Annotated in this window: 2 rRNA genes; both read left to right on the forward strand. The window is 48.6% G+C overall.

The window, feature by feature from the left end:
* Positions 1 to 479, forward strand: a 23S ribosomal RNA gene (locus RIG68_RS01405); the annotation flags it as partial.
* Between the two features lie 150 nt (positions 480 to 629).
* Positions 630 to 741 (forward strand): 5S ribosomal RNA (gene rrf, locus RIG68_RS01410).
* Positions 742 to 838 lie beyond the last annotated feature (97 nt).

An 838-nucleotide genomic window follows, 5' to 3' on the forward strand; every position in this document is an offset into this window, starting at 1 on the left:
GTGGAAGGGCCATCGCTCAACGGATAAAAGGTACGCCGGGGATAACAGGCTGATACTGCCCAAGAGTCCATATCGACGGCAGTGTTTGGCACCTCGATGTCGGCTCATCTCATCCTGGGGCTGGAGCAGGTCCCAAGGGTACGGCTGTTCGCCGTTTAAAGAGGTACGTGAGCTGGGTTTAGAACGTCGTGAGACAGTTCGGTCCCTATCTGTTGTGGGCGTAAGAAACTTGAGTAGATCTGACCTTAGTACGAGAGGACCGGGTTGGACTGACCGCTGGTGTACCAGTTGTATCGCCAGATGCACTGCTGGGTAGCTACGTCGGGATGAGATAAGCGCTGAAAGCATCTAAGTGCGAAACTCACCTCAAGATGAGGCTTCTATAAAGGGACGTTGTAGATGACGACGTTGATAGGCTGCAGGTGTAAAGGCAGAGATGTCAAAGCTGAGCAGTACTAATTACCCGAACGCTTTTTTATTGAAGAGAGTGCCCCGCCCCGACTTGTCGGGACGGGGCCTGGAACAGCTTGAATGTATTTTCTCTTGGTATGTCATAAGATATTTGTTGTTGAAAGAAGTTCAACGACGTTTAAGTACTCATCAAAAGATGAGTAAGTAATCAACGAGCTTTAGGTGACTATAGCGACGGGGTCCACCTCTTCCCATTCCGAACAGAGAAGTTAAGCCTGTCTGCGCCGATGGTACTGCTGTGCAAGGTGGGAGAGTAGGTCGTTGCCTGATTTTATCAAACAACTATAACGGTTGTCAAAGCCTCTAAGAGTAATCTTAGAGGCTTTTTTGTGTTTAAAATGATTTAGGATCATGCGGAAAATCTGGG

This window comes from Imperialibacter sp., assembly GCF_040222385.1.
Lineage (GTDB): Bacteria > Bacteroidota > Bacteroidia > Cytophagales > Cyclobacteriaceae > Imperialibacter.